Consider the following 25,964-nt stretch of genomic DNA (forward strand, 5'->3'; position numbering starts at 1 on the left):
GGCAAACATTTATGTTGCCAATCCATACGAAATGTAAATGTTAGCGGAGTGACATTGCACTCCGCTGAAAAGGGGGGTTATTGCGCGGCGGGCTGGATATCGTGAATGCGGATAAAACCTAACTGATCCGGGGTAAGACCACTCAGCTGGAGCGGAATATCAACATCGCTCGGAGCCAGTGTACTGGCGGGAGCCGTGAAGAGTTGGTTCTTCACGTTCACTTCCTGGTAGCTCTCGGTGGTGCCCTGAATCTGACCCCACTCTACGGTGCCGCTAAATGCAGGCAGCGGATCGTTGGACTCACCGTGAATGCGCAATGTTACTCGAGTACCATCTGCATTGGCCGCCACATTGACCATCGACATTTTCAGCGTGCCAATCTGGCTATTGAGCCGGGCAGGGGTATTTGCCCCTGGCAGCAGATATACGCCGCTGGTGGATTTCACATTCAGCGCGTTTTGCTGAGTGATCTTCACCGTCTCCTTATTCAGCTTATCCATGGCTGAATTGAGCGTGCTCACGCTTTGTTTCATTTCGTGAACTTCAGTTTGCTGTGCACAGGCACTCAGTGTGAAGAGACTTCCCACCAGGAAAATTCTTATGTAACGTCTTGTCATTGCGTTAATTTCCTTGAAGTAACGGATTACCGTAATGGTAGCCAGCATCTTACCGCCAGGTATAGATCCTTTGTCTCAAAAAGCTCTTCCTTTGTTGTCAGCCCAGATCAGGGTAAAATAGAGGGAAGTTAACCGGATAGTCAGGACACCGTATGCATTGCCCATTCTGCTCCGCTGTGGATACCAAAGTAATCGACTCTCGTCTTGTGGGCGAAGGCTCGTCTGTACGCCGTCGTCGGCAATGTCTGGTGTGTAATGAACGTTTCACCACTTTCGAAGTGGCTGAACTTGTGATGCCGCGCGTGGTGAAAAGCAACGACGTGCGTGAGCCATTCAACGAAGAAAAACTGCGCAGCGGGATGCTAAAAGCACTGGAAAAACGGCCAGTCAGCGCAGATGACGTTGAAACAGCGTTAAATCATATTAAATCCTATCTTCGTGGTTTAGGGGAGCGCGAGGTGCCGAGTAAAATGATCGGCAACCTGGTGATGGAGCAGCTTAAAAAGCTCGATAAAGTCGCGTACATCCGCTTCGCCTCTGTGTACCGCAGTTTCGAAGATATCAAAGAGTTCGGCGAAGAGATCGCCCGCCTACAGGATTAAGCTCATGCAGGATGAGATTTACATGGCGCGAGCGCTGAAACTGGCGCAGCGCGGGCGTTTTACCACCCATCCCAACCCGAATGTCGGCTGTGTCATTGTGAAAGATGGCGAGATTGTCGGTGAGGGTTTCCATTATCGCGCCGGTGAGCCTCATGCTGAAGTTCATGCCCTGCGTATGGCGGGTGAAAAGGCGCGTGGCGCGACAGCGTACGTGACCCTTGAGCCTTGCAGCCACCACGGGCGTACCCCACCGTGCTGCGAAGCCCTGATTGCAGCAGGCGTTTCGCGGGTGGTCGCAGCGATGCAGGATCCCAATCCGCAGGTTGCCGGGCGCGGCCTTTACCGGCTGCAACAAGAAGGTATCGACGTCAGCCATGGTCTGATGATGAACGATGCCGAGGCCATTAATAAGGGTTTCCTTAAGCGTATGCGCACGGGGTTCCCGTTTATCCAGCTGAAGCTGGGCGCTTCGCTTGATGGTCGTACGGCGATGGCTAACGGTGAAAGCCAGTGGATAACGTCACCGCAAGCAAGGCGCGATGTGCAACGTCTGCGCGCGCAAAGCCATGCTATCCTCACCAGCAGTGAAACCGTTTTGGCTGACAACCCGGCGATGACTGTTCGCTGGGATGAACTGAATGCCGATACTCAGGCGCTTTATCCGCAGGAAAATTTGCGTCAGCCGCTGCGTATTGTGATTGATAGCCAGAATCGCGTGACGCCGGAGCACCGCATCGTCCAGCAGCCAGGCGAAACCTGGTTTACCCGGACCAAAGCAGACGATCGCAGCTGGCCGGAAGGTGTTCGTAGCATTATGGTGCCGGAGCACAACGGGCATCTCGATTTAGTGGTGCTGATGATGCTGCTTGGCAAACAACAGGTGAACAGCATCTGGGTGGAAGCGGGGCCAACGCTTGCCGGTGCGCTGTTCCAGGCAGGGCTTGTGGATGAACTGATAGTCTACGTTGCCCCTAAACTGCTAGGAAACGCTGCACGCGGGTTGTTTGTGTTGCCAGGCCTTGAAAAACTGGCCGATGCCCCACAACTCAAATTCAGCGAGATTCGTCCGGTTGGCCCGGATGTCTGCCTCCATTTAACGACAGCGTAATTGCTCCTGAAATAGGGAAGCAGTGCGCAAAGTATTATGATAAAATCCGCCCCCCTGCGGGGCCAAATGAACCCGTAAAGGAAGAGTATGAACATTATTGAAGCTGCTGTAGCTACCCCGGACGCTCGCGTCGCCATCACCATTGCGCGTTTCAACAACTTCATCAACGACAGCCTGCTGGAAGGTGCGATTGACGCCCTGAAACGTATCGGCCAGGTTAAAGATGACAACATTACCGTTGTTTGGGTTCCAGGTGCTTACGAACTGCCACTGGCAGCAGGCGCGCTGGCAAAAACCGGTAAGTACGACGCGGTGATTGCACTGGGTACTGTTATTCGTGGCGGCACTGCGCACTTCGAATACGTTGCGGGTGGTGCAAGCAATGGTCTGGCACACGTTGCGCAGGATGCTGAAATTCCTGTCGCGTTTGGCGTGCTGACCACTGAAAGTATTGAACAAGCCATCGAACGCGCTGGCACCAAAGCCGGTAATAAAGGTGCAGAAGCTGCACTGACCGCGCTTGAGATGATCAATGTATTGAAAGCCATCAAGGCCTGATTTTTTTGTAAGGGGAATTCCGTGAAACCTGCTGCTCGTCGCCGCGCCCGTGAATGTGCCGTCCAGGCACTTTACTCCTGGCAGTTGTCCCAGAACGACATCGCTGATGTTGAATACCAGTTCCTGTCAGAGCAAGACGTGAAAGACGTTGATGTTCTGTACTTCCGTGAACTGCTGTCGGGAGTGGCGACTAATAGCGCGTATCTCGATGGTCTGATGAAGCCATACCTGTCTCGTCTGCTCGACGAGCTGGGTCAGGTTGAAAAAGCAGTGTTGCGTATTGCGCTGTTTGAGCTGTCAAAACGTGATGATGTGCCGTACAAAGTGGCCATCAACGAAGCGATCGAACTGGCGAAAACCTTCGGTGCTGAAGACAGCCACAAATTTGTAAACGGCGTGCTGGATAAAGCCGCACCTGCGATCCGTCCCCACAAAAAGTGATCCGCAAACCGGAGTTTCGCATTGCCTTGCCGGCAGTGCGGCTCCGGTTTTTTCTTTTATCTGCTGAGGCATAACGCATGGCATGTGGCGAATTTTCCCTTATTGCCCGTTATTTCGACCGAGTCAGAACCTCTCGTCTTGATGTTGAAACTGGAATCGGCGACGACTGCGCACTTCTCAATATTCCCGAAAAACAGACGCTGGCGATCAGCACCGACACCTTAGTGTGCGGACGTCATTTCTTACCTGATATCGATCCTGCTGACCTGGCGTATAAAGCGCTGGCGGTGAACGTGAGCGATCTGGCGGCAATGGGCGCCGATCCTGCGTGGCTAACGCTGGCATTAACCCTGCCGAATGTTGATGAAGCCTGGCTCGAAACGTTCAGCGATGCGCTGTTTGAACAACTCAATTACTACGATATGCAGCTGATTGGCGGTGATACCACCGGCGGACCGCTGTCGATGACGCTGGCTATCCACGGCTATGTGCCTGTTGGGCGCGCACTTAAGCGCTCGGGAGCAAAACCGGGTGACTGGATCTACGTAACCGGTACGCCGGGCGATAGCGCCGCAGGGCTGGCTATTCTTCAGGAACGTTTAACGGTTGACGATGCCGATGACGCTGCCTATCTGATGAAACGCCATCTGCGGCCAACGCCGCGAATTCTTCACGGCCAGGCCCTGCGCGAGCGCGCCAGCTCGGCTATCGATCTCTCTGACGGGCTGATCTCCGATCTGGGTCATATCCTGAAGGCCAGCGGTACAGGGGCGCGTGTTGATCTGGATCTGTTCCCGCTTTCCGCGCAAATCCGTCGCCATGTCGAACCCGAGCAGGCCTTGCGCTGGGCGCTGTCCGGTGGTGAAGATTATGAGCTGTGCTTTACCGTTCCGGAACTGAATCGCGGTACGCTGGATGTGGCGCTGGGTCACCTGGGTGTGCCGTATACCTGTATCGGGCAGATCCTTCCTGAAAGTGAAGGGATGCAGTTTGTCCGCGAAGGTGCGCCGGTCACGCTCGACTGGAAAGGATACGATCACTTCGCGTAAGTTTTTTGCCGGGCAAGGCGAAGCCGCCACCCGGCGTTTATTTATTTAAATCCCACCACAGGATGCGGCTCGTACGGCGTTTCCAGCTCGGCAATCTGCTCCGGCGTCAGGGTTATATCTACGGCATTGAGCAACTCGTCCAGTTGCTCTTCACGCGATGTGCCAATGATCGGTGCTGCAACTCCACGTTTGCTCAGTAACCACGCCAGCGCGACCTGCGCTCGCGTCGCTCCGGTATCGTCGGCTATTCCCGCCAGGCGTTCGGCAATCAGGGCATCACTGGCCTCAGTGGCGTCATACAAAGTTTTACCAAATGCATCCGACACCGAACGGGCTGTGGTTTCGCCCCACGGGCGGGTTAAACGTCCGCGAGCCAGCGGGCTCCACGGAATAACTGCCACCCCCTCCTGATAACAGAGCGGCAACATTTCACGTTCTTCTTCACGATAGATCAGATTGTAGTGATCCTGCATGGTGACAAAGCGCGCCCAGCCGTGCTGTGCCTGAAGGTTTAACGCGGCCGCAAACTGGGCTGCATGCATGGAAGAGGCGCCGATGTAACGTGCTTTACCGGCTTTGACCACATCATTAAGCGCTTCCAGCGTCACTTCGGCAGGCGTGTTGTAATCCCAGCGGTGGATTTGCAGAAGATCGACATAATCCATATTCAGGCGTCTGAGGCTGTCGTCAATGGAACGCAGGATCTGCCCGCGTGAAAGCCCTTCTGGTAAATCGCCGGTCTTATGGAAGACTTTTGTCGCCACCACCACTTCATCGCGGCGTGCAAAGTCACGCAGGGCGCGCCCGACTATCTCTTCGCTGCTGCCGTCTGAGTAGCTGTTGGCGGTGTCAAAGAAGTTAATGCCGCCGTCGATGGCGTGTTTGATGATAAGACGACTGCTCTCTTCCGGCAGTGTCCAGGCGTGATTTCCCCGGTCAGGTTCGCCAAATGTCATGCAGCCGAGACAAAGTCGGGAAACCTTAAGGTCTGTTTTTCCTAATGTATTGTATCGCATGGTTCCACTCCTGCTGATTGCGTAAAGCGTTACCTTTAAGCATAGCAGGAGCGGAAAGGGGAGGGCTTAGGCCAGCCAGATGCGGATTTTAGCTTCAATACCTTCGGCATCAAGGCCGATGGTTGCACGGGCTTCGTCTTGCGTCCCTTGCGGGATAAAGTGGTCTGGCAAACCGAGGTTCAGAACCGGCACGGCCTTACGGTTTGCCATCAGCACCTCGTTCACGCCGCTACCTGCACCGCCCATAATGGCGTTCTCTTCGAGCGTCACCAGCACGTCATGGCCTTCAGCCATGCTCAGGATCAGGGATTCATCAAGCGGCTTAACGAAGCGCATATCCACCAGCGTGGCATTCAGCGTTTCGGCCACTTTTGCCGCTTCCGGCATCAGCGTGCCGAAGTTCAGGATCGCCACTTTCTCACCGCGACGCTTCACCAGGCCTTTACCGATCGCCAGTTTTTCCAGCGGCTGAAGTGCAACGCCCAGGGCATTGCCGCGCGGGTAGCGAACCGCGCTCGGACCGTCCTGGTAGTGGTAACCGGTAAACAGCATCTGGCGACATTCGTTTTCGTCGCTTGGGGTCATGATAACCATGTCCGGGATGCAGCGCAGGAAGGAGAGGTCAAATGCCCCCTGATGCGTCTGCCCGTCGGCACCCACGATCCCTGCACGGTCGATAGCGAACAGCACCGGCAGTTTCTGGATGGCGACGTCATGGATCACCTGGTCATAGGCGCGTTGCAGGAAGGTGGAGTAAATCGCGACAACCGGTTTGTAGCCGCCGATCGCCAGCCCTGCCGCGAACGTCACCGCGTGTTGTTCCGCAATGGCGACGTCGAAATACTGGTCAGGGTATTTTTTCGAGAACTCCACCATGCCAGAACCTTCGCGCATGGCCGGGGTGATGGCCATTAGCTTGTTATCTTTGGCCGCCGTTTCGCACAGCCAGTCACCGAAGATTTTTGAATAGCTCGGCATCCCGCCGCTGCTTTTTGGCAGACAGCCGCTGGTTGGGTCGAATTTCGGTACCGCGTGGAAGGTAATCGGGTCTTTTTCCGCAGGTTCGTAACCACGCCCTTTCTTGGTCATGATGTGCAGGAACTGCGGGCCTTTCAGGTCGCGCATGTTCTTGAGCGTGGACACCAGCCCCAGAACGTCGTGGCCGTCGACCGGGCCGATATAGTTAAAGCCCAGTTCTTCAAACAGCGTGCCAGGCACAACCATACCTTTGATATGTTCTTCGGTACGCTTGAGCAGCTCTTTAATTGGCGGAACGCCAGAGAAGACTTTTTTACCGCCTTCGCGAAGCGTGGAGTAGAGCTTGCCAGAGAGCAATTGTGCCAGGTGGTTATTCAGCGCGCCAACGTTCTCCGAGATAGACATCTCGTTGTCGTTGAGAATAACCAGCATGTCCGGCTTGATATCGCCCGCATGGTTCATGGCTTCAAACGCCATACCGGCGGTGATCGCCCCGTCACCAATCACGCAGACAGTGCGGCGCTGCTTGTTCTCTTTTTCGGCAGCGACAGCGATACCGATACCCGCAGAAATGGAGGTAGAAGAGTGGCCGACGCTTAATACATCGAATTCACTCTCACCGCGCCACGGGAACGGATGCAAGCCGCCTTTCTGGCGAATAGTGCCAATCTTATCGCGACGGCCAGTCAGAATTTTGTGCGGATATGCCTGGTGACCCACGTCCCAGATTAACTGATCAAACGGCGTGTTATAGACGTAATGCAGCGCCACGGTCAGTTCAACCGTGCCAAGCCCGGAGGCGAAATGGCCGCTGGAGCGGCTAACGCTGTCGAGCAGGTAGCGACGCAGTTCGTCGCACAATTTCGGCAGGCTCTCTTTCGGCAACAGGCGCAACTCCTGGGTGGAGTCAACTAACGCCAGTGTCGGGTATTTGGCAATATCAAAACTCATCAAAGGCTCATCGAGATATACAGTTTATTTATCACGCTGGATTATATAGTCCGCTAGCGCTTCCAGTGCCGAGGTATCCAGTGATTGCGCGGCCAGTTGATTCAGTGACTGGCGGGCATCATCAATCAGGTCCCGGGCTTTACGTTGGGCTTGCTCAAGGCCCAGAAGGGCGGGATAGGTGCTTTTGCCAAGCTGCTGATCGGCACCCTGACGTTTACCCAATGTTGCAGTATCGCCCACCACATCCAGAATGTCATCCTGAACCTGGAACGCCAGACCGATACTTTCTGCGTATCTGTCCAGAATCGGCAGGGCTTTGCGTCCCTGTTCACCCGCACTCAGCGCACCCAGACGAACGGCTGCGCGAATTAAGGCACCCGTTTTGTGACGGTGAATACGCTCAAGCTGTTCCAGATTAACCTGACGTCCTTCGGCCTCAAGATCCAGCGCTTGCCCGCCGCACATCCCTGCAACGCCACTGGCCATTGCCAGCTCGGAAACCATTGCCAGGCGATCGCGGTCGGCCACTTCGGCCATTGGTGCATCGCTTAAAATCGAAAACGCCAGCGTTTGCAGGGCATCACCCGCCAGAATGGCATTCGCTTCGCCAAACTTGATGTGGCAGGTTGGTTGACCACGACGCAAATCGTCGTTGTCCATGGCCGGCAAATCGTCATGGATCAGCGAGTAAGCATGGATGCATTCAACGGCAGCAGCCGGTGCATCCAGGGTGTTTTCACTGATGCCAAACATCTTTCCGGTGGCGTAGACCAGGAACGGGCGCAGGCGCTTTCCACCCAAGAGTGCGCCATAGTGCATGGCCTCAACCAGTGGAGTGTTCTGAAAAGGCTGCGGCTCAATAAAACGGCGCAACGCATCGTTGGCACGCACAACGCACGCCTGAAGCTGTGTGGAAAAATCCATTTACTCGGCGTCCGGTGTGAAAGGTGTCGTCGCGGCGTCTTCGGCTTCGGAGAGCAGGATCTGCACGCGTTGTTCAGCCTGCTGTAATTTAATCTGCCCCTGGCGTGCAAGCTGCACCCCACGTTCAAATTCGTTGAGTGCGTCTTCCAGCGGCAGATCGCCACTCTCAAGACGGGTTACAATTTGCTCCAGTTCACTCAGCGCAGTTTCGAAACTGGCCGGTGCGTCATTTTTCTTCGGCATAGTGAATGTCTGACTCTCATATTTTCTGCCCTGTCATGGTAACGGACTCGGGCGGATAAGCAAATAACGCGCAATGTGCACAGGAGCCGCGTGATAGTGGTATACTTGCGCGCCTGGATACAGCCTTCGGTATAGGGGCTGTTGTACTTTTCCATTACAAGCCTTAATAAGCTTGCCTAAGAAACATTGCCGCCATGAAGTTTATCATTAAATTGTTCCCTGAAATCACTATCAAAAGCCAATCTGTGCGTTTGCGCTTTATTAAAATTTTGACCGGGAACATCCGTAACGTTCTGAAGCATTATGACGAAACGCTGGCCGTTGTTCGTCACTGGGATCACGTTGAAGTTCGCGCCAAAGACGAAAACAAGCGTCTTGATATCCGCGACGCGCTGACCCGTATTCCGGGGATCCACCATATTCTTGAAGTGGAAGATGTCCCGTTTACCGACATGCACGACATCTTCGAAAAAGCGCTGGTGCAGTATCGCGACCAGATCGAAGGTAAAACCTTCTGTGTCCGCGTGAAGCGCCGTGGCAAACACGAATTTAGCTCTATTGAAGTGGAACGTTACGTGGGCGGCGGTCTGAACCAGCACGTTGAGACTGCGCGCGTACGCCTGACTAACCCGGACGTGACCGTTAACCTGGAGATCGAAAACGATCGCCTGTTGTTGGTGAAAGGTCGTTATGAAGGTATCGGTGGTTTCCCGATCGGGACGCAGGAAGATGTGTTGTCCCTGATTTCCGGCGGTTTTGACTCCGGTGTTTCCAGCTACATGCTGATGCGTCGTGGCTGTCGCGTTCACTACTGCTTCTTTAACCTGGGCGGCGCGGCGCATGAGATCGGTGTCCGTCAGGTGGCGCATTACCTGTGGAACCGCTTCGGCAGCTCGCACCGCGTGCGTTTTGTGGCGATCAACTTTGAGCCAGTGGTTGGCGAAATCCTCGAAAAAGTGGACGACGGCCAGATGGGCGTGGTGCTGAAACGTATGATGGTGCGTGCAGCGTCAAAAGTGGCGGAGCGTTACGGTGTGCAGGCGCTGGTAACCGGTGAAGCGCTGGGCCAGGTGTCCAGCCAGACGCTGACCAACCTGCGTCTTATCGACAATGTGTCTGATACCCTGATCCTGCGTCCGCTTATCTCTCATGATAAAGAACACATCATCGACCTGGCGCGCGAAATCGGCACCGAAGATTTTGCCCGCACCATGCCGGAATATTGTGGCGTTATCTCAAAAAGCCCAACCGTTAAGGCGGTGAAAGCGAAGATTGAAGCGGAAGAAGAGAACTTCGATTTCGCTATTCTGGAGAAGGTGGTGGCGGAAGCGTCCAACATCGATATCCGTGAGATTGCACAGCAGACCGAACAGGACGTGGTTGAAGTTGAAACCGTCAGCGGTTTTGGCGCTAACGATGTGATCCTGGATATCCGTTCCATCGACGAACAGGATGCTAAACCGTTGAACGTCGAAGGCGTTGAGGTGATGCCGCTGCCGTTCTACAAGCTGAGCACGAAATTTGGCGACCTCGACAAGGGCAAAACGTACCTGCTGTGGTGCGAGCGTGGCGTGATGAGCCGCTTGCAGGCGCTGTATCTGCGCGAGCAGGGCTTTGCTAATGTGAAGGTGTATCGTCCGTAGCATTTTGTCGGGGAGTGCGGCCTGATGCCCTCACCCCGGCCCTCTCCCGGTGGGAGAGGGAGAAAAGATGAGCACGTGTAGGCCGGGTAAGGCGTAGCCGCCACCCGGCTTTTTTACGCTCTAAGCTTCGTAGTAATTATAAATTCCCGCCGGCATGACCAGCGACGATGCGACCTCGTATGCCTTTTCACGCCCGACCAGCAGGTCGATAATCTTCAGCGCAAAATCAATCGCGGTTCCCGGCCCCTGGCTGGTGAGCAGATTGACGCGCGGATCCCAGACCACGCGTTTATCGACCCACTGGTCTTCCGGGATACGGTCTTTCAGCGTCGGGAAACCGGTCATATTGCCTATCGGGAAAATATCGTGCGGAACCAGCACCGTTCCGGCCGCGGCGCAAATTGTGGCGACGATACGGCCAGAGAGGTGAAACTGCCTGACCGTTTCGACGAGCAGTGGGCTGTCGCGAAAACACTCTGCGCCCTTCAGGCCGCCGGGCAGAACGATAATGTCATAATCACCATCAGCCACCTGTACCAGCGGGGCATCTGCGAGGATTTTCACCCCACGTGAGCAGGTGATAGCCAGGTTACCGTCGCTGGCAACGCTCGCGGTGGTGACATTAATACCGCCCCGCACCATCAGGTCGATGGTGGTGACGGCTTCCATTTCTTCGCTACCAGGGGCGAGGCATACCAGTGCCGACGCGCTCATACTCACTCTCCTTACGTTTAACCAGGTCATACAGGCGGGCGTTTTCCGGTACGGCAATACCGTGCGCACGGGCGCGTTTTAACAGATAGCCGGTGATGTAGTCTATCTCGGTGTGGCGCAACGCCCGAACGTCCTGCAACATCGAAGAGATATTTTCTGCCGTACTATCAATAACCTGCTCGACATAATAGCGTAAATCGTCTGCCGAGGTGTGTAAGCCTTCACGTTCGATAACAGAGGCAACTTCAGCACACAGGGTTGTGACCTCTTGCAGATGGTTTTTTAGCTCGCCGTTAGGGCAATCCCACAGCGCCGTGAGCGGGTTGATGACGCAATTAACCGCCAGTTTGCGCCACAGTTGAGGACGAATGTTGTTGTGCCAGGCGACGTCTGGCAGCACCTTTTGCAGAACGTCAGCCAGATAACTGTAGTCACCATCCTGTTCGCGAGCCGGGCCAATATGGGTGACGCCGCTGGCGACATGCACAATGATATTGCCATCACGCCGTGCGGCATGGGTGGTTGTCGCCATCAGCAGCGGCTGCGGGATGCTTTTCAGCTCATCAATGGTTCCCATGCCGTTATGCAGCAGCAGGATGGGCGATGTCGGGGGCAGTTGAGCCGCGAGGGTTTTCACCGCATCCGATACCTGCCACGCTTTGAGCGTGACCAGCAACAGGTCGCTTTGCGCAAGGAAATCAGGATCGTTTGCAGTGAGTGATTCGTTAAAGATGCTTCCGTCTTCATCTATCAGGTTTACACTACAGTAGGGCTGGGGCACACGCAGCCAACCTTGTACCTCGTGTCCGTGTTTGCATAGTGCCGTCAGCCATAGTTGACCAAGGGCTCCGCATCCAAGCACTGTAATTTTCATTGTTCCTCCTCACCTGCAACTGCGCCAGGTGTTACGGCCTAAGTATAGCGCCGTCAGCTAAGCTTCTCGTTATGCCTCGTTGCGGGTATTATGCAACGCAACAAAAATGAAGGGAGAAGAAAAGATGCCATCTTTCGATATTGTTTCCGAAGTTGATATCCAGGAAGTTCGTAACGGCGTAGATAATGCAAGCCGTGAAGTTGAGTCACGTTTTGATTTTCGTGGCGTAGAGGCGACTTTTGAGCTGAACGATGCAAATAAGACTATCAAGGTTCTGAGCGAGTCTGATTTCCAGGTCAATCAGCTGCTTGATATTCTGCGTGCCAAATTGCTGAAACGCGGCATTGAAGGCGCGTCTCTTGATGTGCCAGAAGAGTTCGTGCATAGCGGTAAAACCTGGTTTGTTGAAGCCAAACTGAAGCAGGGCATTGAGAGCGCGGTGCAGAAAAAACTCGTTAAGCTCATTAAAGACAGCAAGCTGAAAGTACAGGCGCAAATTCAGGGTGAAGAGATCCGTGTTACCGGGAAATCCCGTGACGATCTGCAATCCGTTATGGCGCTGGTTCGCGGCGGCGATCTGGGACAACCGTTCCAGTTTAAAAACTTCCGCGATTAAGACAAAAATGCCCGGTTGAATGGACTGCACCCCACAACCGGGCATTTTTTCAGGCTTTCAGCGCCTGCTCTACTTCAAAGCGGTTGGTCACTTTGCTGTCAATTTTGACATACGCACTGCGTTCATCCGGCACAATCATCACTTCGTTCACGCCGTCTGTAGCTTCCAGGCGCTGCTTCAGCGCATCACTAATTTCAACGTCAGCCGGGATTTCTACGCGCAGGCTACTGACATAGCGCGGTTCTTTCATGGTACTGGCGACCAGCAGCCAGATCATTGCCAGTAGCGCGCCTGCCAGGAATACGGTTTGCGAATCAAACAGGCCATCCACCCAGCCGCCGAGCGAGCCACCGATAGCGACGCCGATAAACTGGCTGGTGGAGTAAATGCCCATTGCCGTGCCTTTATATCCCGCTGGTGATTCTTTGCTGATAAGCGAGGGCAGAAGGGCTTCCATCAGGTTAAATGCCAGGAAGAAGAGCTGAACGCCCGCCACCAGTTCCCAGAAGTGCGGGCCGGAACCCCACAGCACGATCTCCGCAATCAGCAGTAGTGCAACGCAGGCGAGAAACACGCGTTTCATCTTGCGCTTCACTTCGGCGTAGATGATAAATGGCACGACGGAGACGAACGAAATCAGCATGGTCACCAGATAAATTTTCCAGTGCTCAGGCGCCGGGAAACCCGCTGCCGCCAGCTGGCCCGGAAGGGCAACGAAGGTCGACATCAGCAGAATGTGCAGGCACATAATGCCAAAATTCAGCTTCAGCAGGCGCGGCTCGACAATGACTTTGCTAAAGCAGCCTTTGACCATGCCGGACTCACGGTTCAGCACGTGGTTTTTGCTGTCCGGCACGACCCACAGCGTTAACGCAATACCGATGGTCGCCAGAATGGCAATCATCCAGAACAGCGCATGAAGACCGAGTTTATGCGTAATGATCGGGCCGAGTACCATCGCAATCGCAAAGGTCACGCCAAAGCTCACGCCAATAAACGCCATGGCTTTGGTGCGATTTTGTTCGCGTGTTAAATCCGACAGCAGCGCCATTACGGCCGCAGCAATCGCCCCGGAACCTTGCAACGCGCGGCCAAGAATAATGCCCCAGATAGAGTGGGAGAGGGCGGCTATTACGCTGCCGAGCACAAAGACCAGCAGCCCGCCGACAATCAGCGGCTTACGGCCTACGCGGTCAGAAAGCAGGCCAAAGGGGATCTGGAATACCGCCTGCGCTAAACCATAGATACCAATCGCCAGACCAATCAGCGCTTCGCTGGCGCCTTGCAATGCCATACCGTACGTGGTCAGAACAGGCAGGACCATAAACATGCCAAGCATCCGTAGCGAGAAAACAGTCCCTAAACCCCAGGTCGCGCGCAATTCGCCTGGCGTCATTTTATTATCGTTCATTACCACCTCAGTTCAAAAGCAGGCCATAGTGTAGTGCGGGGAAGGGGCGGGGTAAATAAAGGGTTATTTAACAAATATTACATGCGGTATTAATAGATTCAGTGAATAAAAAAGGGTGCCGAAGCACCCCTTTATTCACCTGTTATGACTTACCAGACGTAAGTCAGCAGGTTGTGCGAATCTGGGACCATAAAGTCTACAGACATCATTACGGACAACGAGGTGATAGCAACGATTGAGAACACAAACAGTTTGCGTGCCCAGACTTTGTCATCTTCCACTTTGTAACCACGCAGGGCCATACCGAGCCACCAGACGCTTACTGCGGCTGCCACCACCAGATATTTGTATCCAGCGTAACCGCCCAGAGAGAGCATCAGTGTCGCCACTGCAAAGGCAATGATGTACAACGTGATATGGTTTTTAGCAACCGAGATACCTTTCACGACCGGCAATACCGGGATGTTCGCTGCCTGATAATCCTTGAAGCGGAAAATCGCAATGGCGTAGGAGTGCGGCATCTGCCACAGGCTAAAGATAGCCAGCAGGATAAGCGCACCGCTGTCGAACTCGTTCGTGACGGCACAGTAGCCAATCACCGGCGGCGCAGCGCCGGAGAGAGAACCAATCAGCGTACCGTAGACGGAGTGACGTTTCATATACAGGCTGTAAACGCCCACATAAACCACGAACCCCATCACCCCCAGCCAGCAGGCCAGAGGATTAGCACCAAACCACAGCAGCATAAAGCCAGCAATACCCAGCAAGGTGGCGTACACCAGCGAGACGGAAGGGGCTATCAGGCCTTTAACCAGCACCCGATTTTTAGTCCTTTCCATCTTCTTGTCGATATCCATGTCGATGTAGTTGTTAAATACACAACCGGACGCAACAACCAGTGACACACCGACCAGCGTGGAAATAAAGAGGGTGTAATCAATGCTGCCTTTAGAGGCCAGCAGGAACCCTCCGATCACGGAGATCAGGTTGCCAAAGATGATGCCTGGTTTCGTTACTTGCAGGTATTGCTTAAACATACTCGCCGCTCTTAGTGAACCATCATGTTGTAGTTGAGGTTCCACATAATCCAGATGGAACCGACTACCAGGATAGCGATGATAATCACGGTAAAGACAAAGGCAGTCATATTCCAGCCTTCATCGGACTTGGTGTTCATGTGCAGGAAGCAAACCAGATGCACCAGAATCTGCACCACTGCAGTGACCAGGACAATGCCCAGAATCGCCGCGTGAGAAGCAGTACCGCTCATCACCATCCAGAACGGGATAACCGTCAGGATGATCGACAGGATAAACCCTGTCATGTAGGTTTTTACGCTACCGTGGGAAGCGCCATGATCAGTTGAATGACTCATTACATCGCCCCCATCAGATAAACAACAGAGAACACACAGATCCACACAACGTCCAGGAAGTGCCAGAACAGGCTCAGGCACATGATACGCGTACGGTTAGTGCTGGTCAGGCCGCGACGGGATACCTGGAACATCAGTACCGCCATCCAGATCAGACCAGAGGTAACGTGCAGACCGTGAGTACCTACCAGCGCGAAGAACGCAGACAGGAAGCCACTACGATCCGGGCCCATACCTTCAGCAATCAGGTGATGGAATTCATAGAGTTCCATCCCGATAAATCCAGCACCAAACAACCAGGTCAACGCCAGCCAGGAGACAACCTGGCTCTTGTTGTTTTTGTACATGGCGATAGCCGCCATGCCGTAGGTGATGGAGCTGAATAACAGCAGTGCGGTTTCTACCAGAACGAACGGCAGTTCAAAAATGTCCTTACCGGTCGGGCCGCCAGCAGTGCCGTTCACCAGAACGGCATACGTCGCGAACAGACAGCAGAACAGAATGCAGTCGCTCATCAGGTAGATCCAGAAACCGAATACTTTCGTCGGCCCTGTATCGTGGTGCGCATGGTCATGCGCGTGGGCAGTTGAGTGTGCCAAAGTATCAGTTGCCATTTTTCAGCCCCGCTTTAGAAATCTCATCGAAATGCTGGTTTTCCAGTTTTTCGACTTCACGGACTGGTACGTAGTAGTCCACGTCCTCGTCAAAGCTCTTCACAATCCAGCTGATCACGATGCCGCCAAAGCCAACAATCGCCAACCACCAGATGTGCCAGATCATTGCGAAACCAAATACCGTTGCGAAGGCGGCAATAACAATGCCCGCGCCGCTGTTTTTCGGCATGTGGATCTCTTCGTAATGAGCAGGTTGCTTGTACGCTTCACCTTTTTCTTTCATTTCCCAGAATGCGTCGCGTTCATGGATCTGCGGCACAATGGCGAAGTTATAGAACGGAGGTGGAGAAGAGGTCGCCCACTCCAGCGTACGGCCGCCCCATGGGTCACCGGTCAGGTCACGGTTCTGTTCGCGGTCGCGAATAGACACGTAGTACTGAATCAGCTGGCATGCGATACCGCAGGCAATCAGCACCGCGCCACATGCTGCAACAACCAGCATTGGGTGGAACTGTGGATCAATCTGCTGGCTCAGACGACGGGTCATACCCATGAAGCCCAGCACATACAGCGGCATAAACGCAACGAAGAAGCCGATGATCCAGAACCAGAACGCGCGAATACCCCATTTTTCGTTCAGCGTGAAGCCGAACGCTTTTGGCCACCAGTAAGTTACGCCAGCGAAGCATCCGAAGACCACACCACCGATAATAACGTTATGGAAGTGCGCAATCAGGAACAGACTGTTGTGCAGAACGAAGTCAGCACCCGGTACAGCCAGCAGTACGCCGGTCATACCACCCACGGAGAAGGTCACGATGAAGCCGATGGTCCACAGCATTGCTGAGTGGAACACGATGCGACCCTGATACATGGTGAACAGCCAGTTGAAGATCTTAACCCCGGTAGGGATTGCGATAATCATGGTGGTAATACCGAAGAAGGCGTTTACGTTCGCGCCCGCACCCATGGTGAAGAAGTGGTGCAGCCAAACGATGAACGACAGAACGGTAATACACACAGTTGCCCACACCAGAGAGGTGTAACCAAACAGGCGCTTACGCGAGAAGGTTGCTGCGATTTCGGAGAACACACCGAACACAGGCAGAACCAGGATGTACACTTCCGGGTGACCCCAGGCCCAAATCAGGTTGATGTACATCATCATGTTGCCACCCATATCATTCGTGAAGAAATGGGTGCCCAGGTAGCGGTCCAGGGTCAGCAGCGCGATGGTAACAGTCAGAATCGGGAATGAAGCAATAATCAGGATGTTGGCGCACAGAGATGCCCAGGTAAACACTGGCATCTTGAACATGGTCATGCCAGGGGCACGCATCTTGATAATGGTCACGAAGAAGTTAATACCGGTCAGGGTTGTACCGATACCGGAGAGCTGAAGCGCCCAAATCCAGTAGTCGACACCTACGCCAGGACTGTATTCAATTCCTGAAAGCGGCGGGTACGCCAGCCAGCCGGTCTGTGCGAATTCGCCCACACCCAGTGACAGGTTAACCAGGATTACACCGACAACCGTGAACCAGAAGCTCAGGTTGTTCAGGAACGGGAACGCAACGTCGCGCGCGCCGATTTGCAGCGGCACAACCACGTTCATCAGACCGATAACCAGCGGCATCGCCACGAAGAAGATCATGATAACGCCGTGAGCGGTAAAGATCTGATCGTAGTGGTGCGGCGGCAGGAAGCCCGCTTCGCCCGCAGAGGCAAGCACCTGCTGGCTACGCATCATGATAGCATCCGCAAAGCCACGAATTAACATGACGATACCGACGACGCAGTACATGATACCGAGTTTTTTGTGGTCAACCGAAGTCAGCCACTCGTTCCACAGGTAGCTCCACTTACCGAAGTAAGTGATTAAGGCCAGTAAGGCCGCACCACCGATGATAATTGCAGCCACCGTAACCACGATAATGGGTTCATGGTAGGGCACTGCATCCAGTGTCAATTTTCCGAACATTTTCTTCCTCGGCCCCTTAGTGAGCGGTTTCCGCGTGGCTCATGTCCATGCCTTCCATACCTTCGTGCGCGCTATGCTCGCCTTCAGGCTGGGACATATTCATGCTCTTGCCGTGGTCCATAAATTTGCCAACAACATCTTTGAACAAATCTGGTTTCACGTTAGAGAAGTACTCCACCTTGTTGTATTCGCTAGGTGCAGCCACTTTGTCGAACGCCGCCATGTCAGACATGGTGTTCTGGGACTGTTTCGCTTTTTCAACCCACTGGTCGAATGCGGCACGGTCCGGCGTCGCGATAGCTTTGAACTTCATACCTGAGAAGCCCGGGCCGCTATAGCTGGCGGAGATACCATCGTAGGTGCCTGCTTCATTCGCGATCAGGTGCAGGTTAGTCTGCATCCCAGCCATCGCGTAAATCTGGCTACCCAGACGCGGGATGAAGAAGGAGTTCATCACGGAGTTGGAGGTCACTTTGAACTGAACCGGAGTGTTCGCCGGGAAGGCGATTTCATTCACGGTAGCAATGCCCTGTTCCGGATAGATGAAGAACCATTTCCAGTCCATGGAGACGACTTCGATGGTAATCGGTTTTTCATCGTGAACCAGCGGTTTGCTTGGCTCAAGCGCGTGAGTGGTTTTCCATGTCAGCACGGCAAGGAACAGGATGATCAGAATAGGCACAGTCCAGACCACAGCTTCCACTTTATTGGAGTGTGACCAGTTAGGGCTATACTTCGCATCTTTATTGCTCGCACGATACTTCCAGGCGAAACCAACAGCCATCAAAACGGCAGGAATAACCACAATCATCATCAGGCCAAATGCCGTCAGAATCAATGAACGTTGTTCCAGTCCAATCTGTCCTTTGGGGTCAAGTAGTGCAGAATCGCAGCCACTGAGTAATACAGTGCCTGCAAATAATGACAACCATCCCAAACTTTTATTGTATTTCCTGAGTCTCATTTAACGACCTCAATTCCACGGGAGTCTGGTGGCGTTTAAAGTGTGGGGGCATTTTACGGGAAGGTTACATTACTGTAAACATCATTAGACCTGTGTCAGGAAGGTGTTACCGGGTTCTGCCGCACATGTCACAAGTGTTGCAAATTATGTCGATTTTTAAGGTGAAAGCCGCGTGGTACGGGCGTTATAACGAAAGGACCCCCAAGCATACCCTAAAAGGGGCAATTGGTATAACCATTATCAAAAATATACAAAAAATTAACAATTAATTATCAATAAAAAGACAACTAAAAAACGAAAATTCAATCTTTCAAATGCTGAATCGTTTAATGAAAAATAGCTCACTGGAATGGGCTCCAATAATTTCCAAATTCTATCCCGCACAAAACAACAAATATTTTTTTTACCGACTGGCGGTTATTTCACCGTTATAATTTCGCTTAGTGATTACAACGAGAAATAACCTTTCGTTTTTTACTTCAGGTTGTGGGCATTTTACGTAATGCCAGGAAATCGAGCGCACAGCCAGTCAGGATCCCGGCGATAGCCAGCAGGGCTCCAGCGTTGAGCAGAAGGGCTTCGAAGGGAAGCGTAAGAGGGGTTGTTGCATTAACAATTAACACCACGAGCCATAATGCGAGCGCCAGGCAACCCACCATCAGCAGGCGTAAAGCAAATCGATAGGCGTGTTGATATTCGGTACGCGGCATAAAATGTTCGGTTTTCTGCGTATATTCCAGCGTCTGACGACAAACCAGTAACAATAAGATCCCCGGAACCGCAGCGACAACCGAGAAAAGATAGAACGTCGGCCAGCCGTGTGCTTCAACAAACCAGCCAGCTATCGGGCCTACATATACACGCCCTACGGCAGAAAGCGCCGAGAGCAGGGCAAACTGGGTGGCAGAAAACGACTTGTTGCACAAGGTCATCAGCAGCGCGACAAATGCCGCGGTCCCCATGCCACCGCACAGGTTTTCAAAGAAAACGGCGGTGGCCATGCTGATCATGTGCTTGTCGGTAATTGAAAGCATCCAGTAACCGGCGTTTGAAATGCCCTGCAAAATACCGAAGATTAACAGCGCCCGGAACAGCGTCAGTCGCTGCATCAACACACCGCCGTACAGTGCGCCGACGATGGTGGCAAAAAGCCCCAGCGTTTTGTTGACCACGCCGACTTCACCCGCATCAAACCCGACGCCACGGATCAGGAAGGTGGTCGTCAGGCTCATGGCGAATGCATCGCCAAGCTTATAAAGGACGATCAGCAGCAGGATTAGCCAGGCATTATTGCGGCCAAAGAAGTCACGCAGGGGTTCGGCCACCGCCTGTTCCAGGGAACGAGGAACAGGGATCACATCACTCGGTTCGGGTGCGAAAAGGGTGGCGATAATGCACGGGATAAGCAGGGCGGCCATCAGCCAGTACATGCCCTGCCAGCCAAGGTAACGGTCGGCAAGCCACAGCGCCAGCCCGCCGGAAACCAACATGCCCAGACGATAGCCCAGCACGCTGATAGCCGCGCCAGCACCGCGTTCCTCTGCGGGCAGAACGTCCGTTTTCCAGGCATCAAACACGATGTCCTGAGAGGCCGAACAGAATGCAATCACCACGGCCAGTGCTGCCATCCAGCGCAACTGGGTAGCTGGCTCAAGGAACCCCATGGCGGCGATCGCCAGCAGCAGCAGAACCTGGGTCATCACCAGCCAACCGCGACGACGCCCCAGGAACGGTGGGGTGTAGCGATCCATAACCGGCGACCACAAGAATTTGAAGACGTACGCCTGCCCAACCAGAGAGAAGAAACCGATGGTTTTAAGATCGATGTTTTCTACGGTCATCCAGGCCTGAAGCGTGCCTGAGGTGAGCGCGAGCGGTAAACCGGAGGCGAAGCCAAGGATCAGCAGAATGGCTGATTTCGGTTGCTGGAAAATGCGTAAGTAGCGACTGGACATGAGCAGATAGCGCTGACCCGGCGAAACGCCGGGTCAGGAAGCAGGATTAACGAGCGTTCTGCTTGATAAAGTCGTGGATGCTGGTGTCCTGAGCCATGTCGGAGATGGTGTCGGTCAGCACGCTGTTAACAGCGTCAGCAATATTTTTGTTGGAAGCCTGGAAAGCACCTTCAACGGAGTAGCTGGCGCGGTAGTTTTTGTTCATCTTATTGCCGTTCTTCGCGGTAGCGATGATGGCGATATCCGCTTTGGTGGCGATATTGTAACGCACGTTACCCTGGGAAACGTCTGCGTAAAGGTTGTTCACGATGATCTGCAAATCAACAGCACCGCTTGGGCCAATCATATAACCGCGTGCGGTCATTTGTTTCTCGAGCACTTCCTGCAACAGGAAGCGCAGGTCGCGGGAGGCGGTCAGCGTTACCTGCTGGTTGTCGCGCGTCACTTTTGCCAGTGCCTGATCCTGACGCTGGTCTGCACCGTTAATGCTGACGGTCACGCCCATCAGGCTAGGATCCTGCTGAGGCAGGGTGATTTTTGGTGAGACATCAATCGTTGTTGGCGGGGTAGCGCAGCCTGCCAGCATAAAAAGTGCTACCAACGGAAAGAAGAGTTTTTTTAACATTTTCGGGTTCTCAACGAATCGTAAGCATATAGAGAGAAAAATTGCCGCCATCATAACATCGCCAACGGCCAGGGGAAGTGGTCAACGCATGTAAATTCATCGTCTTGTCTGAAAACTGACCAGCTTAGCGTTTTTCTCCGCCCGTGAATGACAAAACGTATGAGCCTCACAGTGAACTTCATCCGTTTGGCTGAGAAAATCAGACGAAAGCTAAATATTTGTTGTGTTGTTGTAATGGAAACGGTAAAAGCGGCTAACATTTAAAGGGATGGGTGACATCTTAGCGTTGTCGGAGGAGTGATTTCATGATGATACGTGAGCAAATAGAAGACAAATTAAGGGCAGCGTTCAACCCCGTTTTCCTCGAAGTCGTCGATGAAAGCTATCGTCACAACGTACCGGCAGGGTCTGAAAGTCATTTTAAAGTGGTGTTGGTAAGTGACCGCTTCGCTGGAGAGCGTTTTCTTAATAGACACCGTATGATCTACGGCACGTTAACCGAAGAACTTTCGGCAACGGTTCATGCACTGGCGCTTCATACATACACCATCAAAGAATGGGAAGGCTTGCAGGATACGGTTTTTGCATCGCCGCCTTGTCGTGGCGCAGGCACCATCGCCTGAAAAATCGTATTTGCAACCGCTGGAGTTTTTCCAGTATGTTGCTAGCAGATTACGTCAAAACGGCCTCCGGGCCGTTTTGTTTTGTCTGAGTTTTGAGCGTATGGTGCGTTTTTAAGGCTAAAAATAGCCTTAAAGTGTGAAAAAAGCCGCAGCAACATACCCTAACCGTTCTCGACTCACCTAAGTGATGCCGCTATAATGCCGCGTCTTAATGAATGTCTTCGGGATGATTCTGGCGACAGGGAATGTGAATCTGCTAAATAGAGAGCATCCCGGTATTGCGAGACAGATTCAGAGTTGACCGAGCACTGTGATTTTTTTGAGGTAACAAGATGCAAGTTTCAGTTGAAACCACTCAAGGCCTTGGCCGCCGTGTAACGATTACTATCGCTGCTGACAGCATCGAAACTGCTGTGAAAAGCGAGCTGGTCAACGTATCAAAAAAAGTACGTATTGACGGCTTCCGTAAGGGTAAAGTACCGATGAATGTTGTTGCTCAGCGTTATGGCGCCTCTGTGCGTCAGGATGTGCTGGGTGACCTGATGAGCCGCAACTTTATCGATGCGATCATCAAAGAAAAAATCAATCCAGCTGGCGCGCCGAACTATGTTCCAGGCGAATACAAACTGGGCGAAGACTTCACCTACTCTGTAGAGTTCGAAGTGTACCCAGAAGTTGAGCTGAAAGGTCTGGAATCTATCGAAGTTGAAAAACCGATCGTTTCCGTGACTGACGAAGACGTAGACGGAATGCTGGACACCCTGCGCAAGCAGCAGGCGAACTGGAAAGATAAAGAAGGCGCTGTTGACGCGGAAGACCGTGTAACCATCGACTTCACCGGTTCTGTAGACGGCGAAGAGTTCGAAGGCGGTAAAGCGTCTGACTTCGTACTGGCAATGGGCCAGGGTCGTATGATCCCAGGCTTCGAAGACGGTATCAAAGGTCGCAAAGCTGGCGAAGAGTTCACTATCGACGTGACCTTCCCGGAAGAATACCACGCTGAAAACCTGAAAGGTAAAGCAGCGAAGTTCGTCATCAACCTGAAGAAAGTTGAAGAGCGCGAACTGCCAGAACTGACTGAAGAATTCATCAAACGTTTCGGCGTTGAAGATGGTTCTGTAGCCGGTCTGCGTGCTGAAGTACGTAAAAACATGGAACGCGAGCTGAACGGCGCTGTGCGTAACCGTGTGAAATCTCAGGCAATCGAAGGCCTGGTGAAAGCGAACGAAATCGACGTTCCAGCTGCACTGATTGACAACGAAATCGACGTTCTGCGCCGTCAGGCTGCTCAGCGTTTCGGTGGCAACCAGCAACAAGCGATGGAACTGCCGCGCGAACTGTTCGAAGAGCAAGCTAAACGCCGTGTTGTTGTTGGCCTGCTGCTGGGCGAAGTGATTCGTACCCACGAACTGAAAGCTGACGAAGAGCGTGTGAAAGGCCTGATCGAAGAGATGGCTTCTGCATACGAAGATCCGTCAGAAGTTGTTGAGTTCTACGGTAACAACAAAGAACTGATGGACAACATGCGCAATGTAGCGCTGGAAGAGCAGGCTGTTGAAGCGGTACTGGCGAAAGCTAAAGTGTCCGAAAAAGCGACCTCTTTCAACGAACTGATGAACCAGCAGGCGTAATTTCGTCTCAACGGTTTAAAGTTTGAACAAAAAACCCGTTGCCTTCCGGCGACGGGTTTTTTTTATCGCACCAATAGCCCAGGAAGAGTGCTAAAACGCCCTTTCAGTGTTAGCGTAACAACAAAAGGTTGTTATGCTTGAAATAGGGCGATGCGAACCCCATAAGTATGTAATCACGATGAATGAGACTGGCTGATAATCCGTCCATAAGGTTACAATCAGTACAGCAGGTGTTTTCAATTTTGATCCAGGAGACGGAAATGTCATACAGTGGCGAACGAGATAACTTTGCACCCCATATGGCTCTGGTGCCAATGGTTATTGAACAGACCTCACGTGGTGAGCGTTCTTTTGATATCTATTCCCGTCTGCTCAAGGAACGCGTTATCTTTCTGACCGGCCAGGTGGAAGACCACATGGCTAACCTGATCGTGGCGCAGATGCTGTTTCTGGAAGCGGAAAACCCGGAAAAAGACATTTACCTGTATATTAACTCACCTGGTGGCGTGATCACGGCGGGTATGTCTATCTACGACACCATGCAATTCATCAAGCCGGATGTGAGCACCATCTGTATGGGACAGGCGGCATCCATGGGCGCCTTCCTGTTAACCGCAGGTGCGAAAGGTAAGCGTTTCTGCCTGCCAAACTCCCGCGTGATGATTCACCAGCCGCTGGGCGGATATCAGGGCCAGGCGACGGATATCGAAATCCACGCACGCGAAATTCTGAAAGTAAAAGCGCGCATGAATGAACTTATGGCGCAGCATACGGGTCAATCCCTTGAGCAGATCGAGCGCGATACCGAGCGCGATCGCTTCCTCTCTGCACCAGAGGCAGTTGAGTACGGCTTAGTCGACTCCGTATTGACCCATCGTAATTGATGCCCGCGACGCGAGTGTGCCGCTATACTAAGGTAGGGCGGCACGCTGCTTGAATGCAGCTTGCGTCTGAGAATGGCATTTGCGTCGTCATGTGCGGCACAAAGAACTTAAAAAGAGGTTTGGACTCATGACAGATAAACGCAAAGATGGTTCGGGCAAACTGCTGTACTGCTCTTTTTGCGGCAAAAGCCAGCATGAAGTGCGTAAACTGATTGCCGGGCCGTCCGTGTATATCTGCGACGAATGTGTCGACTTATGTAATGACATCATTCGCGAAGAGATTAAAGAAGTAGCACCTCACCGTGAGCGTAGCGCGTTGCCAACCCCGCATGAGATTCGTCATCACCTTGACGACTATGTCATCGGTCAGGAACAAGCTAAAAAAGTGCTGGCGGTGGCGGTTTATAACCACTACAAACGCCTGCGTAACGGCGATACCAGCAATGGCGTAGAACTGGGTAAAAGTAACATTCTGCTGATCGGCCCTACCGGGTCCGGTAAAACGCTGCTGGCTGAAACGCTGGCACGCCTGCTGGATGTTCCATTCACGATGGCGGATGCCACCACGCTGACCGAAGCAGGTTACGTGGGTGAAGATGTTGAAAACATCATCCAGAAATTGTTGCAGAAGTGCGATTACGATGTGCAGAAAGCGCAGCGTGGGATCGTTTATATCGATGAGATCGATAAGATCTCCCGTAAGTCCGACAACCCATCCATTACGCGTGACGTGTCGGGCGAAGGCGTGCAGCAGGCGCTGCTGAAGCTTATCGAAGGTACCGTTGCTGCTGTTCCACCGCAGGGTGGTCGTAAACATCCGCAGCAGGAATTCCTGCAAGTGGATACCTCCAAGATCCTGTTTATCTGTGGTGGTGCGTTTGCGGGTCTGGACAAAGTTATCTCACACCGTGTTGAAACCGGCTCCGGCATTGGTTTTGGCGCGACGGTGAAGTCGACGTCTGAAAAACCGAACGAAGGCGAACTGCTGTCGCAGGTAGAACCGGAAGATCTGATCAAATTTGGTCTGATCCCTGAGTTCATCGGCCGTCTGCCGGTTGTCGCAACGCTGAACGAACTGAGCGAAGACGCTCTGATTCAGATCCTGAAAGAACCGAAAAATGCACTGACTAAACAGTATCAGGCGTTGTTCAATCTGGAAGGCGTTGAGCTGGAGTTCCGTGACGAAGCGCTGGATGCCATTGCCAAGAAAGCAATGGTGCGTAAAACCGGTGCTCGTGGTCTGCGTTCCATCGTTGAAGCTGCGCTGCTCGATACCATGTACGATCTGCCATCGATGGAAGATGTCGAAAAAGTGGTTATTGATGAGTCAGTCATTGGTGGTCAAACGAAGCCGCTGCTGATTTACGGTAAGCCTGAAGCACAGCAGGCATCTGGCGAATAATTCACCAAAACATACAAGCAGTTATTAAAAAAGGGGGGATTTTATCCCCCCTTTACTTTTTCCGTATTCATGGCGTTGAATGTGTGGGAAACATCCCCATATACTGCTTACATGTTAATGGTTGTGTGAAGCACAGTTACACAACCTGATTACCTGGCGGACACT

At 53.0% G+C, this 25,964-nt stretch carries 26 protein-coding genes; 11 read left to right on the forward strand and 15 right to left on the reverse strand.

Going from position 1 to position 25,964, the window contains the following annotated elements; translation table 11 throughout:
* Positions 1-77: 77 nt before the first annotated feature.
* Positions 78-617: a DUF3251 domain-containing protein gene (locus ACT9TW_RS10150; protein ID WP_014069104.1), complete on the reverse strand. Its 540-nt coding sequence runs from the start codon at positions 615-617 to the stop codon at positions 78-80.
* Between the two features lie 152 nt (positions 618-769).
* On the opposite strand from ACT9TW_RS10150, the gene nrdR reads away from it, so the two are divergent.
* The 5 genes from nrdR to thiL all read left to right on the forward strand — a co-directional run bounded on the left by nrdR (position 770) and on the right by thiL (position 4,375).
* Positions 770-1,219, forward strand: coding sequence for a transcriptional regulator NrdR (gene nrdR / locus ACT9TW_RS10155; RefSeq protein ID WP_014069105.1), 450 nt, complete (start codon positions 770-772; stop codon positions 1,217-1,219).
* 4 nt (positions 1,220-1,223) lie between these two features.
* Positions 1,224-2,327 carry a bifunctional diaminohydroxyphosphoribosylaminopyrimidine deaminase/5-amino-6-(5-phosphoribosylamino)uracil reductase RibD gene (ribD, locus tag ACT9TW_RS10160; protein WP_446492281.1) on the forward strand — a complete coding sequence of 368 codons (1,104 nt, stop codon included), beginning with the start codon at positions 1,224-1,226 and terminating at the stop codon, positions 2,325-2,327.
* An 87-nt stretch (positions 2,328-2,414) separates the two neighbouring features.
* On the forward strand, positions 2,415-2,885 hold the full coding sequence (gene ribH / locus ACT9TW_RS10165) for a 6,7-dimethyl-8-ribityllumazine synthase (RefSeq protein WP_006176874.1): 471 nt from the start codon (positions 2,415-2,417) through the stop codon (positions 2,883-2,885).
* 21 nt (positions 2,886-2,906) lie between these two features.
* Positions 2,907-3,326, forward strand: coding sequence for a transcription antitermination factor NusB (gene nusB / locus ACT9TW_RS10170; RefSeq protein WP_014069107.1), 420 nt, complete (start codon positions 2,907-2,909; stop codon positions 3,324-3,326).
* Between the two features lie 77 nt (positions 3,327-3,403).
* Positions 3,404-4,375: a thiamine-phosphate kinase gene (gene thiL, locus ACT9TW_RS10175; protein ID WP_446492282.1), complete on the forward strand. Its 972-nt coding sequence runs from the start codon at positions 3,404-3,406 to the stop codon at positions 4,373-4,375.
* Between the two features lie 41 nt (positions 4,376-4,416).
* Here the strand turns inward: thiL and ACT9TW_RS10180 are convergent, their stop codons facing one another.
* From ACT9TW_RS10180 to xseB, 4 genes are all read right to left on the reverse strand, one after another.
* Positions 4,417-5,391, reverse strand: a complete 975-nt coding sequence (locus ACT9TW_RS10180; RefSeq protein WP_446492283.1) for an aldo/keto reductase — start codon at positions 5,389-5,391, stop codon at positions 4,417-4,419.
* 66 nt (positions 5,392-5,457) lie between these two features.
* A complete protein-coding gene (gene dxs / locus ACT9TW_RS10185) occupies positions 5,458-7,320 on the reverse strand; it encodes a 1-deoxy-D-xylulose-5-phosphate synthase (RefSeq protein WP_446492284.1) in 1,863 nt (620 codons plus the stop codon).
* A gap of 24 nt (positions 7,321-7,344) precedes the next feature.
* The gene (gene ispA / locus ACT9TW_RS10190; protein ID WP_446492285.1) at positions 7,345-8,244 is read right to left on the reverse strand and encodes a (2E,6E)-farnesyl diphosphate synthase; all 900 of its coding nucleotides are present in this window, start codon (positions 8,242-8,244) and stop codon (positions 7,345-7,347) included.
* Positions 8,245-8,487, reverse strand: coding sequence for an exodeoxyribonuclease VII small subunit (xseB, locus tag ACT9TW_RS10195; protein ID WP_014069112.1), 243 nt, complete (start codon positions 8,485-8,487; stop codon positions 8,245-8,247). It lies immediately after the preceding gene.
* A 194-nt stretch (positions 8,488-8,681) separates the two neighbouring features.
* Here xseB and thiI point away from each other — a divergent pair, with 194 nt between their 5' ends.
* Complete coding sequence (gene thiI / locus ACT9TW_RS10200) at positions 8,682-10,130, forward strand: tRNA uracil 4-sulfurtransferase ThiI (protein WP_182059820.1); 1,449 nt, start codon at positions 8,682-8,684, stop codon at positions 10,128-10,130.
* Between the two features lie 120 nt (positions 10,131-10,250).
* Here thiI and yajL read toward each other — a convergent pair whose 3' ends face one another.
* Positions 10,251-10,844, reverse strand: a complete 594-nt coding sequence (yajL, locus tag ACT9TW_RS10205) for a protein deglycase YajL (RefSeq protein WP_182059821.1) — start codon at positions 10,842-10,844, stop codon at positions 10,251-10,253.
* Positions 10,807-11,718 (reverse strand): 2-dehydropantoate 2-reductase, encoded by a 912-nt coding sequence (gene panE, locus ACT9TW_RS10210; protein ID WP_182059822.1) that lies wholly within the window; start codon positions 11,716-11,718, stop codon positions 10,807-10,809. Before panE ends, yajL begins: the two co-directional genes overlap by 38 nt.
* 124 nt (positions 11,719-11,842) lie before the next feature.
* Between panE and ACT9TW_RS10215 the strand changes: the two genes are divergently transcribed.
* On the forward strand, positions 11,843-12,334 hold the full coding sequence (locus ACT9TW_RS10215) for a YajQ family cyclic di-GMP-binding protein (protein WP_182059823.1): 492 nt from the start codon (positions 11,843-11,845) through the stop codon (positions 12,332-12,334).
* A gap of 49 nt (positions 12,335-12,383) precedes the next feature.
* On the opposite strand, the gene ACT9TW_RS10220 is transcribed toward ACT9TW_RS10215, so the two are convergent.
* The 8 genes from ACT9TW_RS10220 to ACT9TW_RS10255 all read right to left on the reverse strand — a co-directional run bounded on the left by ACT9TW_RS10220 (position 12,384) and on the right by ACT9TW_RS10255 (position 21,259).
* On the reverse strand, positions 12,384-13,745 hold the full coding sequence (locus ACT9TW_RS10220; RefSeq protein WP_446492286.1) for an MFS transporter: 1,362 nt from the start codon (positions 13,743-13,745) through the stop codon (positions 12,384-12,386).
* Between the two features lie 149 nt (positions 13,746-13,894).
* Entirely contained in the window at positions 13,895-14,782 is an 888-nt protein-coding gene (gene cyoE / locus ACT9TW_RS10225) for a heme o synthase (RefSeq protein WP_182059825.1), read from the reverse strand.
* A gap of 11 nt (positions 14,783-14,793) precedes the next feature.
* Complete coding sequence (locus ACT9TW_RS10230; protein ID WP_446492287.1) at positions 14,794-15,120, reverse strand: cytochrome o ubiquinol oxidase subunit IV; 327 nt, start codon at positions 15,118-15,120, stop codon at positions 14,794-14,796.
* Positions 15,120-15,734 carry a cytochrome o ubiquinol oxidase subunit III gene (locus tag ACT9TW_RS10235; RefSeq protein WP_014069119.1) on the reverse strand — a complete coding sequence of 205 codons (615 nt, stop codon included), beginning with the start codon at positions 15,732-15,734 and terminating at the stop codon, positions 15,120-15,122. The genes ACT9TW_RS10230 and ACT9TW_RS10235 overlap by 1 nt, the downstream gene beginning before the upstream one ends.
* Complete coding sequence (gene cyoB, locus ACT9TW_RS10240) at positions 15,724-17,715, reverse strand: cytochrome o ubiquinol oxidase subunit I (RefSeq protein WP_182059827.1); 1,992 nt, start codon at positions 17,713-17,715, stop codon at positions 15,724-15,726. Before cyoB ends, ACT9TW_RS10235 begins: the two co-directional genes overlap by 11 nt.
* Positions 17,716-17,731: 16 nt before the next feature.
* Positions 17,732-18,679, reverse strand: coding sequence for a cytochrome o ubiquinol oxidase subunit II (gene cyoA / locus ACT9TW_RS10245; RefSeq protein WP_182059828.1), 948 nt, complete (start codon positions 18,677-18,679; stop codon positions 17,732-17,734).
* A gap of 479 nt (positions 18,680-19,158) precedes the next feature.
* Entirely contained in the window at positions 19,159-20,634 is a 1,476-nt protein-coding gene (gene ampG / locus ACT9TW_RS10250) for a muropeptide MFS transporter AmpG (RefSeq protein WP_182059829.1), read from the reverse strand.
* A 46-nt stretch (positions 20,635-20,680) separates the two neighbouring features.
* Entirely contained in the window at positions 20,681-21,259 is a 579-nt protein-coding gene (locus ACT9TW_RS10255) for a lipoprotein (RefSeq protein WP_182059830.1), read from the reverse strand.
* 305 nt (positions 21,260-21,564) lie between these two features.
* Here ACT9TW_RS10255 and bolA point away from each other — a divergent pair, with 305 nt between their 5' ends.
* The 4 genes from bolA to clpX all read left to right on the forward strand — a co-directional run bounded on the left by bolA (position 21,565) and on the right by clpX (position 25,799).
* On the forward strand, positions 21,565-21,882 hold the full coding sequence (gene bolA / locus ACT9TW_RS10260; RefSeq protein ID WP_041162004.1) for a transcriptional regulator BolA: 318 nt from the start codon (positions 21,565-21,567) through the stop codon (positions 21,880-21,882).
* Between the two features lie 332 nt (positions 21,883-22,214).
* Positions 22,215-23,513, forward strand: a complete 1,299-nt coding sequence (gene tig, locus ACT9TW_RS10265) for a trigger factor (protein ID WP_446492288.1) — start codon at positions 22,215-22,217, stop codon at positions 23,511-23,513.
* A gap of 260 nt (positions 23,514-23,773) precedes the next feature.
* Positions 23,774-24,397, forward strand: a complete 624-nt coding sequence (gene clpP, locus ACT9TW_RS10270) for an ATP-dependent Clp endopeptidase proteolytic subunit ClpP (RefSeq protein WP_014069126.1) — start codon at positions 23,774-23,776, stop codon at positions 24,395-24,397.
* 127 nt (positions 24,398-24,524) lie between these two features.
* The gene (gene clpX / locus ACT9TW_RS10275) at positions 24,525-25,799 is read left to right on the forward strand and encodes an ATP-dependent protease ATP-binding subunit ClpX (protein ID WP_010428107.1); all 1,275 of its coding nucleotides are present in this window, start codon (positions 24,525-24,527) and stop codon (positions 25,797-25,799) included.
* The last annotated feature ends 165 nt before the right edge of the window (positions 25,800-25,964 follow it).

It is taken from the genome of Enterobacter sp. C4G1, assembly GCF_052886895.1.

Bases quoted from the DNA above. Each gene is read 5' to 3' on its own strand.
- thiL (WP_446492282.1), top strand. From the start codon at position 3,404: ATGGCATGTGGCGAATTTTCCCTTATTGCCCGTTATTTCGACCGAGTC.
- ACT9TW_RS10230 (WP_446492287.1), bottom strand. From the start codon at position 15,120: ATGAGTCATTCAACTGATCATGGCGCTTCCCACGGTAGCGTAAAAACC.
- dxs (WP_446492284.1), bottom strand. From the start codon at position 7,320: ATGAGTTTTGATATTGCCAAATACCCGACACTGGCGTTAGTTGACTCC.
- clpP (WP_014069126.1), top strand. From the start codon at position 23,774: ATGTCATACAGTGGCGAACGAGATAACTTTGCACCCCATATGGCTCTG.
- yajL (WP_182059821.1), bottom strand. From the start codon at position 10,844: ATGAGCGCGTCGGCACTGGTATGCCTCGCCCCTGGTAGCGAAGAAATG.
- xseB (WP_014069112.1), bottom strand. From the start codon at position 8,487: ATGCCGAAGAAAAATGACGCACCGGCCAGTTTCGAAACTGCGCTGAGT.
- ACT9TW_RS10180 (WP_446492283.1), bottom strand. From the start codon at position 5,391: ATGCGATACAATACATTAGGAAAAACAGACCTTAAGGTTTCCCGACTT.
- cyoE (WP_182059825.1), bottom strand. From the start codon at position 14,782: ATGTTTAAGCAATACCTGCAAGTAACGAAACCAGGCATCATCTTTGGC.
- ribH (WP_006176874.1), top strand. From the start codon at position 2,415: ATGAACATTATTGAAGCTGCTGTAGCTACCCCGGACGCTCGCGTCGCC.
- nrdR (WP_014069105.1), top strand. From the start codon at position 770: ATGCATTGCCCATTCTGCTCCGCTGTGGATACCAAAGTAATCGACTCT.
- ACT9TW_RS10255 (WP_182059830.1), bottom strand. From the start codon at position 21,259: ATGTTAAAAAAACTCTTCTTTCCGTTGGTAGCACTTTTTATGCTGGCA.
- ACT9TW_RS10220 (WP_446492286.1), bottom strand. From the start codon at position 13,745: ATGAACGATAATAAAATGACGCCAGGCGAATTGCGCGCGACCTGGGGT.
- ampG (WP_182059829.1), bottom strand. From the start codon at position 20,634: ATGTCCAGTCGCTACTTACGCATTTTCCAGCAACCGAAATCAGCCATT.
- tig (WP_446492288.1), top strand. From the start codon at position 22,215: ATGCAAGTTTCAGTTGAAACCACTCAAGGCCTTGGCCGCCGTGTAACG.
- panE (WP_182059822.1), bottom strand. From the start codon at position 11,718: ATGAAAATTACAGTGCTTGGATGCGGAGCCCTTGGTCAACTATGGCTG.
- ACT9TW_RS10150 (WP_014069104.1), bottom strand. From the start codon at position 617: ATGACAAGACGTTACATAAGAATTTTCCTGGTGGGAAGTCTCTTCACA.
- thiI (WP_182059820.1), top strand. From the start codon at position 8,682: ATGAAGTTTATCATTAAATTGTTCCCTGAAATCACTATCAAAAGCCAA.
- ispA (WP_446492285.1), bottom strand. From the start codon at position 8,244: ATGGATTTTTCCACACAGCTTCAGGCGTGCGTTGTGCGTGCCAACGAT.
- clpX (WP_010428107.1), top strand. From the start codon at position 24,525: ATGACAGATAAACGCAAAGATGGTTCGGGCAAACTGCTGTACTGCTCT.
- ACT9TW_RS10215 (WP_182059823.1), top strand. From the start codon at position 11,843: ATGCCATCTTTCGATATTGTTTCCGAAGTTGATATCCAGGAAGTTCGT.
- cyoB (WP_182059827.1), bottom strand. From the start codon at position 17,715: ATGTTCGGAAAATTGACACTGGATGCAGTGCCCTACCATGAACCCATT.
- cyoA (WP_182059828.1), bottom strand. From the start codon at position 18,679: ATGAGACTCAGGAAATACAATAAAAGTTTGGGATGGTTGTCATTATTT.
- ACT9TW_RS10235 (WP_014069119.1), bottom strand. From the start codon at position 15,734: ATGGCAACTGATACTTTGGCACACTCAACTGCCCACGCGCATGACCAT.
- ribD (WP_446492281.1), top strand. From the start codon at position 1,224: ATGCAGGATGAGATTTACATGGCGCGAGCGCTGAAACTGGCGCAGCGC.
- bolA (WP_041162004.1), top strand. From the start codon at position 21,565: ATGATGATACGTGAGCAAATAGAAGACAAATTAAGGGCAGCGTTCAAC.